We start from the raw sequence: 18978 nt of genomic DNA, 5'->3' as shown, positions 1-18978 counted from the left end.
TCTGACCCCGTTTATTGGGCGATTTCCGGATCGAGCATTGACAGCATCAAGGGCGCTGTGAGTTCATATAAAACAGTCCAGACTGTATGTAACTTGGATTACCCAAGTGGACTGCCCCTGAACCTGTCCATGCCGTTGCCGAGCCGGAGCCGTCGATGATTCCCCGTACCCTGTTTTCCGCTGAACACGAAGATTTCCGCAACAGCGTGCGTCGCTTCTACGCCGAAGAAATCGTGCCGCATCGCGAGGAATGGGATGCGCAGCAGCACATCGATCGCAAGGCCTGGAACCGGGCTGGCGAGCTGGGCTTCCTGTGTACGGCGATTCCGGAAGAGTTCGGCGGCGCTGGTGGCGATCGCCTGTACAGCGTGATCCTGATGGAAGAGCAGTCCTACGCCGGCGATTCCGGCACCGGCTACTCGCTGCATTCGGACATCGTCGCCCACTACGTCAACAACTTCGGCAGCCAGGAGCAGAAGCTCGAATGGCTGCCGAAGATGGCTTCCGGCGAAGTGGTCACCGCGATCGCGATGACCGAGCCGGGCACCGGTTCCGATCTGCAGGGCGTCAAGACCACGGCGGTGTCCGATGGCGATGACTACATCATCAACGGCTCGAAGATCTTCATCACCAACGGCTATCTGAGCGACATGGCGATCGTCGTCGCCAAGACCGGCAACAGCGGCGAAGGCTCGAAGGACATCTCGCTGATCATGGTCGAGGCTTCGCGCGAAGGCTTCACCAAGGGCAAGCCGCTGAAGAAGATCGGCATGCATGCGCAGGACACCTGCGAGCTGTTCTTCAAGGACGTGCGGGTGCCGAAGAAGAACCTGCTGGGCCGCGAAGGCATGGGCTTCGTGATGCTGATGCAGGAGCTGGCCTGGGAACGGCTGATGATCGCCATCACCTCGATCGCGGGAGCAGAGGCGGCGCTCAAGCACACGCTGGAATACACCCGCAATCGCAAGGTGTTCGGCAAGACCGTGGCCAGCTTCCAGAACACCCGTTTCAAGCTTGCCGAGATGAAGGCCGAGCTGGCGATCGGCCGCGTCTATGTCGACCGCTGCATCGAGCTGGTGCTGAACAAGAAGCTCGGCGTCGACGACGCGGCGACCGCCAAGTACTGGTGCTCGGACCTGATGGGCAAGGTCATCGACCAGTGCCTGCAACTGCACGGCGGCTACGGCTACATGCTCGAGTATCCGATCGCCCGTGCCTGGATCGATGCCCGCGCGCAGCGCATCTACGGCGGCACCAATGAGATCATGAAGGAACTGATCGCCCGTACCCTGTAAGCGCCGTGGTCAGCTTGTTGATCCGGCTGCTGGGCATTGAACGGAGACGGCGATGGCCGATATCGAGATCGACGAACACCTGCCGGCCGCACCACGGCGCGGTGTGCTGCAGCTCAATGGCCGGATCGCCGGCACCATCGCCAATGGCTTCGACTGGCTGTTCCGCCGCGATCGCCTGATCCAGTCCGGCAAGACCTGGTTCTCGCTGATCCACGACAGCGAGCTGATGTCGGTGCGCTACTACGGCCCGCCGGACGAGGACAGCATCGAGCTGCCTGATGGCAGCCGCCTGCCGGTGCTGCGTCAGCCCTACGCGGTGCCGCTGGTGCTGGTGCCGCCGCTGGGCGTCACCGCCGATACGTTCGACCTGATGCCGCAGCGCTCGCTGGCCCGCTACATGGCGGCGCGCGGCTTCCGCACCTATCTGATCGACTGGGGCCGGCCAACACCGGCGCATGCCTCGCTGGGCCTGGTCGATTACGTCGACACCATGATGGCCACCGCGCTGGCCGCGATCCGCAAGCATTCCGGCTCGCAAGAGGTTTCGCTGTTCGGCTGGTGCATGGGCGGCCTGCTCAGTCTGATGCACGCCGGCCTGACGCTGGATCCGAAGATCCGCAACCTGGTCACCGTCGCCAGCCCGATCGATCTGCGCGGCGGTGGCGTGGTCGCCGGGCTTGCCGGGGCGCTCGATGCGCCGGCGCGGCTGGTCCGCAAGTACAGCGATTTCCGGCTGATGGGTGTCGATCCCACGCGGCTGACGATCCCCGGCTGGCTGCTCGCCCTCGGCTTCAAGATGACCGCCCCGGTCGCCAGCATCACAACGTACTGGGATCTGCTGACCCGGCTCTGGGATCGCGAATTCGTCGAAGCGCATTCGACGACCTCGAACTACCTGAACAAGATGCTGATCTATCCCGGCGGCGTGGTGCGCGACATGGTGCTGCGCATGGCCATCGACAACGAGCTGGCCACGGGCAGCATCCGCATCGACACGCGCATCGCCGAACTCGGCAAGATCAAGGCCTCCGCGCTGATCTTCGCTGGTAACCGCGACAGCATCGTGGCGCCATCGATTGCCCGAAAGATCGTCGACATCCTGCCGACCACGGACAAGTCCTGGCGCATCGCCACCGGTGGCCACATGGGCGTGGTGCTCGGCAGCAAGGCGCCGCTGGAAGTCTGGGGCCCGGCCGCGGACTGGCTGGCCGAGCGTTCGCAGGCGAAGCTGCCGCGCAAGGCAGCCGCCAGACCGCGCAAGCCGCGCGCGAAGTAGCGACTTCGGCAGCGCACTCAGGGCACAACGAAAAAGCCCCCGCATCCGAAGATGCGGGGGCCTCGATCACGTCCCGGCGATCAGCTGCCGGAGATCATCACGACTGGATCACGACAGGCTTACGGCGTGATGCAGCCCTTGATGAAGTTGCGCTGGTTCGGGATGCCGGCGAGGAAGCCGAAGCCCGTGCCGGTGCCGACGCTGCTCGTCGCATTCTTCACCGCACCGTAGAACGGCGCAGCGACGAGGTCGGCGATGTTCGCCGCATCCGCACCGTTGCCCGTGTTGTAGGCGAGCAGGTAGGTGATGGCGACGATCGGGTAGGCCGCGTAGTCACCCTTGGCATTCAGCGCCGGGGTGGCATAGGCGTTCGGATCGACAACCTTGAGGCAAGCCGGCACCTGGGTGGTGGCGGCAACCAGGGTCGGACGGCCATTGCCGTCGTTCGGACCCACCACCACGCCTTCGAACAGCGCACCGGTGGCCGGCAGCTTGAACGGCGACTTGAGGCTGAGCGGGCTGTACTCCTTGAACTTCGCGGCCGGCGACACGCCCTTGACGGCGGCGCGATCCGGCTGCTTCTTCAGGGTGGCGAAGGCCACGGAGTTGGCGCCGACCGAGTTCTTCGACAGGCCGTCGGAGAGTTCGGCATAGCCGATCGCGCCGTCGTTGGCGGCGATCGCATTGGTCGCACCCGGGTTGCCGTTGCCACCGATCGCGCCGGCCGGAGCCGTGCCGCCCGGGAACGCGGCCAGGAAGGTGCCCTGGGTCGAGAAGCCGGCGACCGCGTTCGGCACTGCCGTCGGGCAGACCGCCGACAGATGGTTCGACATCGAGAACGAGGTGCCCGAGCCGTCCGTGCGATAGACAACCTTGATCGCCTTCGACGGGAAGCCGAGCTGGCTCCAGTTGCTGATCGCGCCGGAGAAGATCTGGCAGACCTGCGATTCCGTGAACACGACGATGCGCGACGGCGAGATGTCGTTGTTCTTGAAGGTCACGGCGATCGCGCCGGCGAGCGTCGGGAACTGCACGGCGGCCGTGCGGCTGGTGCCGTAGTTGGTCGTGAACGTCGACAGTTCGCCAGCGCTCAGCGGCTGATCGGTGGCCGCGAAGTGCGGCGCGCGCTGACCGGCCGGAGCCGAGAAGCCGGCCGGAGCGGTCGGGCCGTAATCACGGCAGACGCCGTCGGCGAAGTTGTTGCCGGTCGAACTGCCGGCGGTGCCGGAGCCGGTCTGGCCGATGAAGGTACGGCGACCCTGGCCGGAGCCGGTGCCGCAGTACGAGGTGTCCGGACGCGAGGTCGTGCCACGGGCCGGCGGCGACAGCTTGTAGGCGCCGAACAGCGAGGTCGATTCGACCGGCACGAAGGTGAAGCCGGAGTTCAGGGCACCGTTCGGCGCGCTGAGACGGGCGGTCGGCGTCACGTCATAGATGTTCGAGCCGTTGTAGGCGGTGGCCGGCAGCGTTGCACCGCCGCCGTACAGCACCGGGCTCGGGGTGGTCGTCTGGGCGAGAGCAGCGGATGACACGAACAACGCGGCGAGCGCGGCAGAACCGGCGGCCTTAATTTTGAAGGACATACCCTTCTCCTGAATGGATGACGAAGCTTTGAATGGCGTGGACAAGAATTGGCGAAGCGGACGAATGAGGCCGGAAATCTGGTCTCAAGCCGCATCAGAGTAGAGATCGATGTTGGCAATTCCTTTACGGAATGAAGACATTTGCCAACTATCGAAACGGCGCTTCCGGGTGGCCGCTGTTGTCGGCCCGGAGTAACTGCTATTGCCGCCGCTTGCGCCGTTCTTCCTCGTCGTTTTCATCACCACTGCTGCCACCGAAACCGAGCACTTCGACGGTGATCTGGTTGGCCGCCGTCTGCTGCGGACGGCCGCCGGCGAGGCCGTCGGCACTCTGATTGACCGCTGCGCTGACCGCGGAACCAGCAGCCACTGCGGACACGTTGACGGCACCGGTCGGCACGCCGGTGGAGCCGCCGCCGGTGGAGATGTTGCCGGCGTTGGCCACCGCGTTGGCGGCCACGTTCAGCGAGCCGGAGACGCGGATGCCGGCGTCACCAGCGTCGACGGTGCCGGTTGGTGCCACCAGATTGGCGGTGCCGCTCGGATCGCCCGGCCGGGTCTGCAGCACGGCGATACCGGCGCCGCTGACCTGCGATTCGGCGTTGACCAGGCAGAAGTGGTCGACATCGCAAAGGAATTCCGGCGGCGGAATTTCGGTCGCCGTGCGCGCGCCGCGGCCAGCGTTGATGTCACCGTTGGAACTCCAGATCAGCACGTCGCCACCTTGCTCGGTGAAGATGCGGCTCTGGGCCAGCAGCACGCTGCGGTCGGTGAAGATGTCGATCGAGCCTTTCTGCAGGGTCAGCAGGCCCTGGTTGTTCGGGCCGATGCTGGCCGAGAACGCGGTCGCAGCGACCAGCGGTGGTGCCGAGACGCTGCCGACCAGCACATTGCCGCCCGGCCCGAGGATCGAGATATCGCCGCCGCGCTGGGTCTGCACGCTGGTGCCGCGCAGGTCGAAATTGCCGGTGGCGATCGGCGTCAGCGAGCCGTTGAAGCCGCCGGAAAGATCGTTCTGCGTGTAGCCGGACTGGCCCGGGAACAGCATCTCCACCGCCGCGAAGCCGCGACCGTACTGGCCGGCGTAGAGGCTGTTGCTGGCGGTCTGCGGATCGGCGAGGCCGCGCGGCAGCTTGTTGTAGTCGAGGCCGGTGCGATCGAGGATGTCGAGCAGCACGGTCTGGATCAGCTGGCTGCGCTGCACGTCCGGCAGTGCTTCGAAACGGGCGTAGGCCGCTTCCGGCGACAGGCTTTCCGCCGACACCGGCTGGCCGCTGCGAGCAGCGTTGTCGGCGTCGATCTGCTGCACGAAGGCGATCAGTTCGGCGCTGTAGCTGCGGGTGCCGATCGGATCGGCGATGTCGCTGTCGGAATGGCCGACTGCCGGATCGAGATAGGTCGTCGCGAACTTGTCGAGTGCCACGCCGGGCGCGATGCCGAAGCTGACCGAGATGTTCGCGCCAGCGCGATCGAGATAGGCGTTGTTGACGTTGCCCACCGTGCGCACGCCGGGATAGCGCAGCGTTCCCGGCGGCAGCAGACCCAGGGTCGCGGCGTCATTGGCCGAGCTCAGCGGGCCGATGTCGCGGCCGCCTTCGAGTGCCAGGGTGCCGGGGCCGCCGAGTTCGATGAACGGCACCGAGCGGCCCGGCTGCAGCGGCGTGTTGTAGAGATCGCGGCCGGCCCGGATCAGGGTCACGTCCGAGGCGTACAGGTTCTGGCCGATGAAGCTCAGGTCGACGATGTCGCGCCCGGCCAGGATCAGTGCCGGCTTGTCGACCGAGATCAGCAGGGTGCCGGCGCCGACATCGTTGCCGTTGATGATGTCGCTGCTGGCGCTGTAGATGCGCACCGGCTCGGCGTCCGCCGCGTGCAGCGGCGTTGCGGTATGGAAGCGGAACGCAGCGTTGACGTCGTTGCCGATCAAGCTCGTCAGCCGTGCCGAGTTGGCAGGGTTCAAGGCCGACAAGGGATTCAAGGCAGTCGGCAACAGCGTTGCCGGCGCATCGATCAAGCCGAAGAACGCGTTCGCCGTACCGCCCGGGTTGAACAATTGCACGCGACCTTCGGCGATCAGGCTCAGGGTCCCGGTGGCCGATGGATACAGCTCCATGCCGTCACCGGCGCCGACGCTGATGCCGCCGTTCGGCGCGAACAGTTCCAGAGTCGGCACCGTGACGTACTGATAGGCCGCAGCCAACGACAAGCCGCTGCCGTAGCCGAACTCGCCGAGGGTGCGGCTGAAGCTGATATCGCCGGCACTGCTGACGATGCTCACCGAGGCATCGGTGGCATACGCCTCGCCGTCGAAATTGCTGAACAGATAGCTCGGATTGAAGACGCCACCGATCGCCACATTGCCGGCCGCGCTGACCTGGAAGCGTCCGTCCTGTACCGCCAGCAGGGTGGCGATCGCGGCACCGGCACTGTTGTTCAGATCGCTGGCGATCGCCCGGCCGGCACGCAGACGGCCGCTGCCATTGCCGACGTAGTAAGCCCCGCTGAGCAGATCGCGTCCGGCACTGATCTCGATGTCGCCACCGCCGACCATGCTGCTGCTGCGGTTGGCGCCGCTGCCGTCGATGCGCGTGGTGATCGGCGCCGAGACCGACAGGTCCGCGATATCGCGCGCAGCACTCACCGTGATGTCGCCGCCAGCGCTGAGCAGCCCTTGAGCGAAGTTGCTGTAGTTCAGCGACGAGCCGGCGGCCTGCGCGGTGCAGATGCCGGTGAAGATGCAGTCGCGCTGCAGCCATGGCCACCAGTACTGGCTCAGGTTGTTGCGGAAACTGCCGCTGCGCTCTTCGTCGTCGCCCACCTGCTGGATGCCGCGAATGTCGCGGCCGGCGTTGATGCTGATGTCGCCGGCGGCTTCCGGATGGGTCGTCGAGTTGACCAGTACTGCTGGCAGGCCACGGCCGCGCGTGTAGGCCACGGCGCTGGATGGTGTCGCGAGGTCGTCGATCGAACGCCGGCCGGCGGTGTAGATGACGCCCGGCGCGGTGGTATCGCGGATCGCCACATCGAGCGCGGTGCCGATGTCGATGCTGCCGGTGCCGGTACGGATCATCACGCCTTCGACGACGTTGGCGAAGTTGACGATGGCACCGGCGCGATTGCGCACCGGCACGAAGCCGCTGACGTGGAAATCGAGGCTGAGACTGCCAGCTGCTGAAGTCGTGCCGGTGGAAGGATCAAGGTTGCCGATACCCGCCGCCGCGCGCTCCGCAGTACCTGCGACTCGCAGCGGATCGACGCTGCCGACATCGGCACCGGCGACCAGGCGGTAGCTGCTCGAATCGGCGAAATATGGGCTGCCATCGGCGGCGGTCTGCACACCGAACAGCGCCGCGGCCGACATCGGCAGCGGATTGCCGAAGGTCGAATCCGGCGAGGCCGAGTTGTCCGGCCCCGAGCCGTCGATGTCGACCGGATTGTTGTACTGGAAGAAGCCGTCGCTGAGGCTGGCAAAGACATCGAGATCGCCGGCCGCGCGCAAAGTCAGCGCCGGGGCGACCTGGCCTTTGTAGCGATAGGCGAGATTGAGCTTGCCGTTGCTGTCGACCGTGCCGGCAGCGAGATTCCAGTTGCTGGCGATCTGGATGTCGCCACCGTTGACCGCCGCGTTCGGGTTGACCAGCTCGATGCCCGGCCGCACGACGATGTTGCTCAGGCCGGCAAAGCGCGGCTCGAAGCTGAAGCCCGGCGCCTGCACGTAAGCCTGCAAGGTGTCGACATAGAAGCCGCTGTGATCGCTGTTGCGCGGCTGGGTCGCGAACAGGAAGGCGCCGGTCGGGCTGTAGTCGCCGGCAGCATCGATGATGCCGTCGAAGTGCCGCGTGCCGGTGCCGGCGTCGGTGGTGCTCCAGGTCGCATAGGCTTCCAGCGAGATGTCGCGAGCGCCGAGGATCTGCGCTGCCGGCAGCACGTTGATGCCAACGTCGCCATCGGACAGCAACGGTGCACGCAGGCTCAGAGCACCGTTGGACAAGCCACCGGACGTGCCGCCGCGCAGGTCGATCAGCGCGCCGCTGCCGAGGGTGATCGTCCCGGAGCTTGCGGCGCTGACGTTCTGGTAGCCGTAGGCCGCGTTGAGCGTGCCGTCGCCGCTGCCCGAGGTACCGATCGCGACCGTGCCGCCGCGCTTGTCGCTGCGGCTGCCGGTGGCGATCAAACGGCCTTCGACATCGACGCCGCTGCGGCCGAACAAGCGGATATCGCCGCCCTTGTCGCCGGAGGCGTCGATGGTGCCGGTGATCCGGACGTTGCCGTTGCTGCTGTCCAAGCTCCCGGTTCCGCCATCGGCAGTCAGCGAAACGCTGGCCGCGCGCAAGCTGCTGCCGGCGCCGAGTTCGAGATTGCCGCTGCGGCTGCGCACCGTGATCGTGCGATCGACGCCGCTGTTGGCGAGGCCGCTCGCCAAGGTGTCGAGCGCCACGGCACTGCCGCTATCGAGCGAGAAGCTGCCGCCGAGGAAGCCGGCGCTGGCGTTGCCGCGCAGCGTGCCGTCGAGCTGCACGATGCCGGCGGCGTCGATGTTCAGTGCGCCGGCATCGCCGCCGCGATTGCGGCCATCGTCGGCAGCGCCGAAATCGAGTTGCGCGCCGTTCGCGACCTGCACGCCGCCGGTGTCGGCACTCAAATTCAGCGTGCCGGCCTGGGCGTAGGTGGTGACGTCGATGATGGTCTTCGCCGCGCCGCGCACCGACAGCCGCGCATTGCTGCCGATCAGCAGATCGCCACTAGTGGCTTGAACGTCGAGCTTGCCGCCAAGCGCCTGCAACGCGGTATCGATGCTCACCGAACCGCCGACCAGGCTGCCCGAGCCACCGACCGGTGCCGCCGTCAGCGCCGTGGCGCCGGCGATGCCGCTGAGGTTCAGTGCGCCCGTTGTTGCCAGACGATTGTCGGCACCGGTTTCGGCGATCAGCAAAGGTGTGGCCAGATTCACCGGCGCGCTGCCGAAGTCGAAATTGCCGACGCCCTGCAGGCGCACGCCCTGGTTCGCCGTGGCATCGACCGAGGCAAAGCCGTTCAGCGATTTGCTGCCGGCGCCGAAGACGATTTCGTCGGCACTCAGCTTCAGCAAGCCCGAGCCGGAAACGGCGGCGGGCACGGTGGCGCCGAGATCATTCGAGAAGCTCAAGCTCGTCGCCTTCAGCGCGACCGTGCCGCCATCGCTGCTGAAGCTGCCGGCGCTCAAGGCCAGGCCGCCGTCGAGCGCGGCGCTGACATTGCCGATGAAGTTGATCGCGCCGCGGCTGCGCAGCGTGACCTGCCGCGAGGCCGCGAACTGGGCCAGGGTGCCGCTGCCGACGACGAAGCCAGTATCGGTATCCGGCAGCACTGCGCCATCGCCGAGGAAGCTGACCAGGCCGGCATTGGCGTCGATCGCTGCGGCGCTGAAGCGCGCATCGGCATCGACCAGGGTGCGGCCCGAGGAATCCAGGGTCACCGAACCGGTGGCCGTCGTTGTCGCCGCCGCGAGATCGGCCGACAGCCTCGCGCCAGCGCCGATGCTCAGCGTGCCGACCGGCGCCCGGCCGACATTGCTGCGCGTCACGGTCACAGCACCTGCATTCGACAGCCGGAGCAGCGCACCGTCACCGCTGACCGCCGGCAGATCGCCATCGGCGGCTGAGCCGATCAGCAGGCCGACGGCGGACGCGGCCGGCAAGGAGCCGCTGGCGCGTACCGTGGCACCGTCGGCGACGACGATGCCGGCGTTGACGGTATCGCTGGTGCCGACACCGGCGACGACGATGATTTCCGGTGCGCTCAGCGCTTCGCTGCTGTTGTCGATGATGACGCTGTCGGCAAGCACGGCGATGCGGTCGCCTTCGTCGCTGTGGCTGCGGCTGCCGCCGATCAGCAGGCTCGATGCGCCGAGCGCGCTGAGATCACCGGCGACCAGTTGCACATAGCCTTCGAGCGCCACGCCACCGGTGGCGCTGACCTGCAGGCGCTGCGAAGCGATGTCGACCAGTCCGCCAGCGCCGCTGACGCCATCGGCGCCGATGCCGGCGGCGGTGTTCAGGGTCGCGCCGAGACTCAGGGTTTGTGTGGCGGCCAGCACCAGCTGGCCAGCATCGACCGGCCGGCGCGGTGTCGCTTTGCCATTGCGCGCGGCAGCGTCGGTGAAGAACTTGTTGGCGCTGGTGAAGCTGTATTCGGAGTACTGCCGCCAGGTGTCCATCGATTGCACGAAGAACGCCGTGCTGCGGCTGTCCTGGGCACCGCTGTACTGGTCGACATAGCGGCCGGCGACCAGCAGGGTGCCATCGGCCAGGCGGCTGTTCTCGGTGGCCAGGCTGTCCAGCGCACGCGTGTCCTGAACGACGCGGAAGGCGCCCGGCACGGCTGCGTACTGGCCCGGCAGCAAGGTGTAGACGCCGGCGGCGAGGCCGTCGATGCCGCTGCCAATGCCACTGAGGTAGACCTGCTGGCCAATCAGCGGATTGCCGGCGACCAGCGCCGGATCGTAGGCCGCTGCGCCTGCATAGCCGGGGATGATCGCGTAGATCGCCCGGCCATCGGCGTACAGCGGCAGTGCTTGCGCGGTGCCGCTGGCGTAGCTGGTGTTGACTCTCGACAGCACATCGCGCGAGCCGCCGGTGCCGGCGACGAATTCCGCCGCCTGCAGATCGCCACCGCCGGCCAGATTGACGGTGGCGCCGCTGTCCAAGGTCACCGCTGCGGCGCTGATCGCCAGGCGTTTTTCCGGCGGTGCCGACAGCACCGGCGCAACCAGCTGGCCAGCGAAGTCGGTATTGGCGGCGGCGTTGTAGCTGTAGTTCAGACCATCGACGGTGCGGCCGTAAGGGACGATCAAACCGTCCAGCGATACCGAGGTGATGCTGCCGCTGGCCAGACGCACCGAGCGGGTCGCAACCAGCGGCACCTGGGCGGTGATCGGGTCGCCCTTGCTGTTGCTGGCCGGGAAGCTGAACAGCGCCAGCGCGGCAGGATCGAAGGGATCGGCGACGCCGAGCTGGATCTGGCCACCGGGCGCGCGCAAGGTGCCGGACTGCTCGATGAGCGTGGCATTGACCAGCAGGCTGCCGCCGGCCGACAGCGGCGTGGCTGCCGTCGCGGAAGCCTCATTGCCGAGGAAGCGGATCGTGGTATCGGCGAGGCCGGTCGAAATACCGTCGACGAAACCTTCGGCACCCACGGCGCTGATGATGAAGCTGTTGCCGGTCGCCGGATAAAGCTGGGCGGCCTGGAACGTCAGGTTGCCGGCGCTGAACAGCGCACCGGGCACTGCGGTCGCGGCACCGGGGTTGGCGGTGACGTTGCGGTAGAAATCGAACTGCGCTGGCGTCAGCAGGCGGATATCGCCCGTCGCGTTGAAGCGGGCGTCGCCGAAGCCGCGCAGATTGAACTGGCCACCGAGATCGATGTTCGCGGCATTGATGGTCAGCTGCACGCCCGGTACTGGCGCCGGCAGCGATGTTGTATTGCCGTAGTCGCCGGTGTTGGCATAGCCGTGCAGCGCCACGTAAGGCGCGTTCAAGCTCACCGAGGAAAGACCGTCGGCGCCACTCTGGCCAACGAAATTCGAGGCGTTGGCGATGATCGAGCGGCCCAGATTCAGGCTCAGATTGTTGGCGAAGACGATGCTGCGCGGCGTGCTGACATTGTTCAGGCTCGGGTCGACGCCGAGCAGCAGCGAGTCGATGCCCGAACCATCGAGCCGATCGACACCGAAATAGAGCACGCCGGACGGCGCCGGCAGATCGGCTTCGACGGTCATGCCCGGCGTCAGCGCCCCAGCCGGCAACTCGATCGGCTTCTCGCGCAGCACCAGCCGCGTGGCACCGGCATAGCTCTGACCGGCTGCGGTCAGCGCGGTCACCTTGGCGGTCGGCAGCAAGGTCGCAATGCTCAGGCTGCCACCGCGTGCACCGCTGCCGCCGGGTTGAGCCAGCAGCGTGCCATTGCCCGGCTGCGCCAGCAGCCTGCCATCGAAGTACAGTCCGGCGCCGGCACCGAGGCGGATGCTGCCGGCATCGCTGGCGACGGTGCTGGCGAGGTAGCCAGTACCGCTGGTGTCGGAGCGCAGGTCGAGTACGGCGGCGCTGCCGGACACATCGATACGGGCACCGTGTGAACCGTTCGGCTGGCCGTCTGCGCCGAGCGCGATCACGTAGCCGGTGTCGTTGCTCAGGGTGACGCTGCCGCCGGCCAGCACGCTGCCGGTGCGTGGCGTCGTCAGGCTGCCGTCGGCGGCCACGATCGGCTGCTGGAACGGATCGAGCAAGGTCGTGCCCGAGGCATCGAGCAAGCTGCTGGCACCGAGGAAAACCGATTTGCTGCCGTCGATGTAGGGGAAATCGATGCGACCCGGCACCTGGGCGTAGCCACCGCTCGCGGTGTCCGCGGTCAAGGTGATCGCGCCGCCATGGGCGACGATGTTGCCGAGCACGGTCACCTGATGATTCGAGCCCAGGGTCACCGTGGCGCGCGCGTCGGCAAGGATCGCGGCATCGCGGTCGAGCAGCACGGTGCCGGTGACGCCGGCTGCCGAGTAATCGGGCAGCGGCGCCGGCGTGCCCGCACCGCGCCAGTTCAGGTAATCGCCGGCGTACAACTCGAAGTTGGTCGCCTGGCGATGGAAATCATCGAGCGCGCCGATGCGGGTATAGGCCGGATCGTAGAGATCGATGCCGGTCTGCGCCGCCAGCAGCGCCGCTTCGTCGGGAATGAAATTGAACTGCTGCGGCTTGAGCACCGAGCCGGCGGTGATCGTCGCGTCGTACTCGGCGATCAGCCGGTAGCTGCCGAAGCCCTGGCCGGTGAAGAAATCGGCGGGCAGCACGGTGTCCCAGGCCTTGGCTGGCCCCTGATTCGCATCGCTGTTGCCGATGTGGAAACCGAGCGCGCGCAGGCTCAGGCTGCCGCCGCCGGAGAAGCCGTAAGCCAGCAGCTCGCCGCCGAAGACGATGCGGCCAGCGCTTGGCAGCGTTGCCGTGGTTGGCAGCTCCAGTCCGTTGGTGGTACCGAACTGCTCGTTGCCTGAAAGCCGGTAGGTTTCCAGTGCGATGCTGCCGCCGCGACCGCGGACGATGCCATTGCTCTTGGCCAGCGCACCCGAAGGCAGCACCCGGCCGCCGCTGGAGACATCGAGCAGGCTGCCGCTGCCGAGCAGGACCGAGCCGGTGTTGTCGACGAAGCAGGCAGTCTCCGGACAGGCGGCACTGCCAGCGCCTTGCAGCAGCGACGCCTGCAGAGTGCCGAGACTGATGCTGCCGCCGTTGACGAAAGCGCCGCCGGCGATGGCGTCTTCACCCTTCAGGGCGTCGTTGATCCACTGGCCACGCGTCGACAGCTGAACCCCGTCGCCGATCACGACATCGCCGCTGATCGGGGTCACGGCCGTGCCCTCCGGACGCAGGCTGCTGCCGGCGATATCGGTATTGCCGGTCGCGGTGACGCTGATGCTGCCGGCGGTCGCGGTCAGGTCGGCGAGCACGGTGACCCGGGAACCGGTCAGGCTGATGCTGCCGCCGGGCTGCACGCGCAGTGCATCGGCAACCACGATCTCGCCGCCGAAGCCCTGGCCTGACGGCGTGTCGGCAGCGATGTTGATGGTGCTGAAACCGGCTGCAGCAAGCTCGGCGCCGGGGATCGCGATCCAGTTCTGCAGATTGCCGGTGTCGCTGGCGGCGGAGGTCGAGACCGGCAGCGCCGTGGTCGCATCGAAGCCCGGGATCAGCGTGCCGAGATCGGGCGCCACGTCGGTGATCACATAGCTGCGCCCGGAGTCGACGCTGTCGATCAGCGCATTGCCAGCGCCGGCGCCGGCGTTGAAATGACCGCCGCTCGGCATCCGCGCATCGGCGACCTGATGACGCCCTGTATAGGCCTGCGCCGAGATGTCGCCATCGAGCACGGCCGCGTGGCTGGCAAACACGTTCAGGGTGCCGGCGTTGCCGCCCTTGAGATAGTCGCTCTCGTAGCGCGCGCCAACGCTGGCGATCAGCGGATTGGTGTAGGTATTGGTGACGTTCCAGCGCGGATGCTCGTCATCGAAACGGCCGGCGATGCCGATGTACTGCAGGTTCGGATCGGCATCGGCGATGTCGATCACCGCGCCGTTCGCAGCCAGCAGGCGGGTGGTCTCGATGATGCCGCCGAGATAGTGCAGGTAGCCGCCGTCGAGGTTCTGCGAGGAACCGGCGCGGGTCACCACTTCGGCGCCCGCGAGGGTCAGCGTGCCGCCGTTCTGCAGCAGTTCCGAAATGCCGCGTGGCCGGGCATCGACGAAGCCGCCGACATTGGCGACCGGCGTGCCGACATAGCTGGTGCCGTCGTCGCGAGTGCCGGTGACCCGGCTGTCGACGGTGATCGGCGCACCGAACAGCACGCCAAGGCGCTGCAGCGGCGAGTCGGCCAGTTCGTTGAGGCCGAGGCGATTGATGCTGATCAGGTTGACCGCCATCGCCAGCTGCACGTCGGCGAGGCCGGAGACATCGATGATCGAGCCGTCTTCGAGATAGACGCGGCCGGGCATCGGCAGCGTGCCGTCGCTGATCGCGCCGACCAGCGCCGCCAGCTGCACGTTCTGGCCGGGTGCTTCGATCAGCGCGCCGCGGTCCAGGGTGATCGCGCCGCCGCGCAGGCTGGCGGTGCCGGCCTGGAACACGCGATCGGCTGCCGAGCTGGAGGTGGTGGTTTCGCCATTCGCGTCCGGCAGTAGCGCCGTCACCGAATCGCCGGACAGCCGAAGGGTGCCGCTGCGCGAGATGTCGGAATCGAGCGCCTGACGATCGAGTGCGCTCAGGTTCAGGCTGCCGGCACGGGTGGCGCTGGTGGTCGCGATCAGCACGCCCTGCTGGTCGATGTTGCGCGCCAGCAGGCTCAGATCGCCGCGTCGGGACTGGATCAGGCCGCTGTTGACGATCTGGCCGCTCGGCGTGACATCGGCACTGCCATCGCTGACCTGGCCGCTGAGCACCGGCTTCAGCTGCAGCGAGCCGGTGGCGCCATCGCGCAGACCGACGCCGACACCAGCGGCGACGATCACCTGGCCTTCGACAGCGCTGACGGTGCCGGCATTGCTGACGTTCGGCGCGGCGATCAGCGAATAGCCGAGCGCCGTGGTGGCGATGCTGGCGCCGGCGTCGATGCGAATGTCGCCGGGCAGGGCGCCGAGCGTGCTCAGCTGCACGTTCTGTCCGGAATTCAGGCCGAGGATGTTGCCGTTGGCAGTGCCGGTGCTGGTCGAATTCAGACCGGTTTCCAGGAACAGACGATTCGATTCGGCCAGGTAAACGGGATCGTCGCCGGGCCGCAGCGTGGTCTGCCGGGCGGTCAGGTACAGCGGCAGGCTCGACACCATCAGCGAGTGCACGTTGACCTGGCTGCTGCCGCCGAAGATGACGCCGTTCGGGTTGATCAGATAGACCGAGCCATCGGCCTTGATCTGGCCGAGGATGCGGCTCGGCGAGGCGTTGGCGCCGACCCGGTTCAGGGCGATCCAGTCATTGCTGCCGTCGGCCTGGGTGCCGGCGCGCTGATCGAAATTGAGCGTGGTTTCGCGGCCGATGTTGAACGAATCCCAGCTCAGGATCGCTTTCTTCGCGGTCTGCTGGACGGTGACCGTGGTCTGCGCGCCGGTGCTGGTCTGCACCGGCAGATTGGCGTTCTGCCAGGCGCAGGTATTGGTTGCTGCACAGGTCGACAACTGGTTGATCGCCGACGCCGCGACCTGCAGGCCGCCGGGCGCCAGACCATTCGGCACATCAGTGACCGGGTTGGCGGGCGCGCTCAGCGCCAGTTGCCGCGCAGCGCTCTGCGCCGCCTGCGCGCTGGCCAGTGCTTCGGCGGCGCGGCTGAGATTGGCGATCGAGCGATTGGCGCGAATCAGCGCCTGCTGTGGCGTGGCCACGGTGACACCGGTGACCGGATCGACGCGCGATGTCGGCACCGGTGCGCCGGGATTGGCCGCCGTGACGCCGCGACTCTGGAAGTACTGGGCGCTGCCGAACGGCGCCGCCGCGGCGCTGCCGGCCAGCAGGCTGAAGCCCATGCCGCTGGCCCAGGCGCAACGCTGCAGCCAGCCGCGCGTCGACAGGCGCAGCGTCACGTCCGTGCCGATGGTTTGAACGGGCACGGACGGATCGAGAGTCAGGCGGTTTTTCACGGCAGCACTTTTAGCCGGTCAACACGACATTCATTTGACACTGCCGTGACACGGCAGCCGCGCCGTCAGCGAGGCTCATGCGGCGGCTCCGGCCACCGCTGCGCCGGTGGCCGCATTGGGTAGCCGCAGATGAGCGATGAAGTCCTGGAGGATGCGATCCCAGAGCTCGCAATGAGCGATCAGAAAGCCTTCGGCTACGCCGCCGGCGACCACCACGTCCATCGACAGCACCAGCAGCGGTGCCTGATGGAACAGGCGTGCGAAGCGCTTGCCGCGATTCCAGCCATCGACCAGATCCGGCCGCAGTTCGCCTTCGATGTTCAGCCAGCAATGGAAGGCGAAATCGACGTAGTGACGCGAGCCGCCGAGCGCCGCATCGCTGGCCGGCAGCGGATTGCCGAAGCCGATGAAGAAGCCCAGCCCCTGCGCAGCACTTTGCACCTGCGGGCCGACCGGGCCGCCCGTCTGGCCGCCGCCCTGCGGCTCGACGACGGCGGCGCGGTAGCCGGTCTTGCGCAGCACGTCGGCAAGGTCTTCGGGCGAAACACTGGTACGGATCAGATCGGTCATGGCGCGGCAGCGGGGATGGGACAAGGGTTGGAAGCGGCGGCATCGAGCACGCGGTTGCGGTAGTCCTGCACCAGCGTCTCGAACTGCACGCGGTGCAGGCCGGTCAGCGGTTCGCGGTCCTTCATCGCGTCCCAGACGGTCTTGCGCTGGTAGCGCTCGACCAGTTCGGTGCCGATGTCGACCAGCGCGGCGTTGCGGCTGTCGAGCAGCGCATTGCGGCTGGCGGCGTCCTTCAGTTCAGCGCTGCGCTGCTGCAGTTCGGCTTCGCGTTGCTTGATCAGCGCGGCACTGGCGGCGGTCTGCGTCTGGGCGGCGGCGAGTTGTTTCTTCGCCTCGTCGAGCTGGCTTTGCAAGGCAATAGCGCGTGCCTGTTCGCTGCGCAGCGCGCTGCGGCTGGCGGTCAGTTCGGGATCGGCTGCGACCGGCGCTGGTGCGGCTTTCGCGGCGGCGGCTTCGGCAGTCGCAGTATCGGCCTTCTGCTTCAGCTCGGCGTTCAGCGCCTGGGCTTCGCGCAGCGCCAACGTCGTCTGGCGCAGCTGATCGCGCAGCTTGGTTTCCAGGCTCGCCTGGGCCAGCACCGCCGGTGCCGCGCTCAGCAGCAGCACGGCAAACGCAGCTTTCAGGCGGATCGCGGAACGCATGGTGCCGGCCTCAGAAGCGCGCATTGATGTCGAGCTGCAGCAGGTCGGCGGCATACGGCGCGCCGGTGGCTTCGGTGGCGCTCAGCCACTTGATCGTGAACCAGGCGCGATGCGAGAAGCCGTAGTTGGCGAACACGTAATAGCCCTTGGAATTGGTGCCGCCGAGGTGAAAATCGGCATCGGTCAGTGCATCGACCACCGAGTCGGTTTCCAGTCGCCGATAGCCGACCAGCAGGTTCCACTGATTGCGTTCGGCAATGTCCGGATAGCCGATCTTGAAGCGCGCCAGATAGGCGAGATCGCCGCCGCGATAGTTGTCGCTGGCGTCGAAGTTGTTGACCGGGCTGCGGGCGTTGACCTTGCCGGCGTCGTAGGCGGTGTTCCAGGCGACATCGGCATTGAAGATCGCGTGCAGCGGCCCGCCGATCCGGTAGTCCAGCTCGCCGTTGACATCGAGAATCCGGAACTTGGAAGCCAGGCCGAAGTACTGGAACTGCGGATCGGTCGAGGTCAGCAGCAGCGGGTCGCGCAGCGCGAACAGCGTGTTGCCCTTCTGCACGAAGGTGGGCCGGCTTTCGTCGGTATCGCAGGAGAAGGCGTTGGTCGGCGCCGTGCAAGGTGACGACAGTTCGCCGTCGAGGTTCTCGTAGTCGTAGAAGGCCACCGCGCCCTTCGCAGTGAGGCCGTCGTCGACCTTCCAGTCGACACCAGTCTGGAAGCCGAACAGCGAGGCATCGCGGCTGCCGGCCTTGAGGGCGCTGGTCGAAGGGAAATCGAAGGCGGTGTTCTCGATGACGAAAGCGCCGAAGGTGCTGTACGCGGTCACGTTCTCGCCGATGCCGTGGCTGTAGCGGGTCGCCAGGCCATCGAAACCGAGGTTCTCGTCCCAGACCAGATTGGTGCCGAACCAGGGGTTGGGAATGCGCCCGCCATAGAGGTTCAGGCCGGCCAGCGGGTGGTAGTTCAGGAACGCGCGATCGATCAGCAGCTGGAACTTGTTGTTGGCATTGCCGACGGTCTGGTTCGGCGACAGCGGGTTGACGGTGTTGCCGGTGGTCAGACGCACGGTCGCCGACATGTCGTCAGAGACATTGGCGAGCAGGCCGAGGCGCAGGCGGAAGCGGGTTGCCTGGCGATCCTCGGTGGTGTTCAGCAGCGGCGGCAGCGGCTGGTTGACCGCGCTCGAACTGACGTTGTATGGGCTGCCGCTGTTGATCGCCTGGTAGTTGATCTGGAACGGGTCGTTGTCCTTGTCGAGCAGGATCACGTCCTCGCGCAAGCGCAGATCGCCATCGAGCTTGATGTTCTTGATCCACTCCGGCAGCGCCGAAGGCTGCGCCCAGTTCTCGGCGCGCGCGGTGGCCAGCACTTCGTCCTTCAGCTCTTCGCGGATGCGCTGCTTTTCCGAGTCCGGCAGATAGATCACCCGCACCCGGTTCTTGGGATCCTTGGGATCGGCGGGCTT

General features: G+C 66.9%; 7 protein-coding genes. 2 read left to right on the top strand and 5 right to left on the bottom strand.

Annotated features, from left to right (window positions below):
- Positions 1–155 precede the first annotated feature (155 nt).
- Positions 156–1295, top strand: coding sequence for an acyl-CoA dehydrogenase family protein (locus Q0D45_RS04325; RefSeq protein WP_293389053.1), 1140 nt, complete (start codon positions 156–158; stop codon positions 1293–1295).
- Between the two features lie 52 nt (positions 1296–1347).
- The gene (locus tag Q0D45_RS04320) at positions 1348–2571 is read left to right on the top strand and encodes an alpha/beta fold hydrolase (RefSeq protein ID WP_293389050.1); all 1224 of its coding nucleotides are present in this window, start codon (positions 1348–1350) and stop codon (positions 2569–2571) included.
- Between the two features lie 119 nt (positions 2572–2690).
- On the opposite strand, the gene Q0D45_RS04315 is transcribed toward Q0D45_RS04320, so the two are convergent.
- The 5 genes from Q0D45_RS04315 to Q0D45_RS04295 form a co-directional block, all read right to left on the bottom strand.
- The gene (locus Q0D45_RS04315; protein WP_293389047.1) at positions 2691–4154 is read right to left on the bottom strand and encodes a substrate-binding domain-containing protein; all 1464 of its coding nucleotides are present in this window, start codon (positions 4152–4154) and stop codon (positions 2691–2693) included.
- Between the two features lie 199 nt (positions 4155–4353).
- On the bottom strand, positions 4354–16302 hold the full coding sequence (locus Q0D45_RS04310) for a filamentous haemagglutinin family protein (protein WP_293389044.1): 11949 nt from the start codon (positions 16300–16302) through the stop codon (positions 4354–4356).
- Between the two features lie 75 nt (positions 16303–16377).
- Positions 16378–16872, bottom strand: coding sequence for a YbjN domain-containing protein (locus Q0D45_RS04305; RefSeq protein WP_293389041.1), 495 nt, complete (start codon positions 16870–16872; stop codon positions 16378–16380).
- Positions 16869–17537 carry a hypothetical protein gene (locus Q0D45_RS04300; RefSeq protein ID WP_293389038.1) on the bottom strand — a complete coding sequence of 223 codons (669 nt, stop codon included), beginning with the start codon at positions 17535–17537 and terminating at the stop codon, positions 16869–16871. The genes Q0D45_RS04305 and Q0D45_RS04300 overlap by 4 nt, the downstream gene beginning before the upstream one ends.
- Positions 17524–18978, bottom strand: a 1455-nt coding sequence (locus Q0D45_RS04295) for a putative porin (RefSeq protein ID WP_293389035.1), incomplete at its 5' end; no start/stop codon positions are given. The genes Q0D45_RS04300 and Q0D45_RS04295, both read right to left, overlap by 14 nt.

It is taken from the genome of Nevskia sp. (assembly GCF_023266035.1).
GTDB lineage: Bacteria > Pseudomonadota > Gammaproteobacteria > Nevskiales > Nevskiaceae > Nevskia.
Note: the sequence above shows the minus strand (reverse complement) of the source record. Positions and strands in the feature narration are given on the sequence as shown.